Raw genomic sequence first — 1,061 nt, forward strand, 5'->3', positions numbered from 1 at the left:
GATGGAGTAATTAATAATAGTGATCTGGAACTGTTGAATCAAAATCTAGGATTTGTTGCTAATACACCGGCAGTTATCACACCGTCAAATATTCTGACTCATCAAGAATTAGAAACAACTATTGATTTAGGTAAGTTTGTGAGTGATGCCGATAATGATGCGCTGGCTTACAGTATTAGTAATCCAGTTAACGGGACATTAGAAACACTAAATGATGGTCAAACAGTTGTATTTAAACCTGCCTCTAATTTTGCCGGAGTGGGGAGTTTTAAAATTTCAGTAGATGATGGGGGTTATGAAGTTTCGGAGACAATAAACATTAATGTATCAGATGCTCCTCTGATAAATTTAGAAATCATTAAAAGTAAAAAACAGCTAAATGTCGGAGAAACAATATCTTTAGAAGTGCAAGGAGATTTTGCTGATGCAGAAGATGTTGTTTTACCAGATTCTTATTTAACTTATGGCACAGAAAATGCAGAAATAGCCCAAATTTCAGCAAGTGGCGATGTTACAGCATCTTCCGAGGGAACGACAATTTTAAGTGTGAAGCGTAATAATATTTCGGCGGTAACAGCAGTTCGTGCCGGTCAATTGAAAACACCGCAGAATCAGGGGGAATTAAACGTAGCAATTGCTGAGTTATATGGGTTAGATTCTTACCCAGATGCGGTTACATTGCCGGTAGGTGGAACCCGACAATTGCTAGTAGGTTTAAATGAAGTACAAGAATCCCCAGATTTAAAACCAGCAGCTTCAGGAACTCGTTATTTTGTCAGTGATTCTAACATATTAAATGTGAGCGTAGATGGGCAAATAACAGCATTAAAAGAAGGGTTTGCCACTGTTACAATCGTTCATGGTGCAGCAGAAGAAATAATACCTGTGCGGGTAGGTACTGAGGTTACAGGGCCGGCTACTGTAGGAGCAGATGGTGGAATTGTTAAAGCCGACGATGGCTCAGCAGTAATGATAGCCCCAGGCGCATTAGATGCAAATACAACTGTTAGTTTAACGGCTTTAAATCAAGCACAATTATCATTACCGATTCCTGAAGGATT

Annotated in this window: 1 protein-coding gene; it reads left to right on the plus strand. The window is 39.1% G+C overall.

Annotated elements, in window-relative coordinates; translation table 11 throughout:
- The coding region (locus NG798_RS27790) for a cadherin-like domain-containing protein (RefSeq protein WP_261226958.1) at nucleotides 1-1,061 on the plus strand (1,061 nt) is incomplete at both ends.

This window comes from Ancylothrix sp. D3o (genome assembly GCF_025370775.1).
In the GTDB taxonomy this organism is placed as follows: domain Bacteria; phylum Cyanobacteriota; class Cyanobacteriia; order Cyanobacteriales; family Oscillatoriaceae; genus Ancylothrix.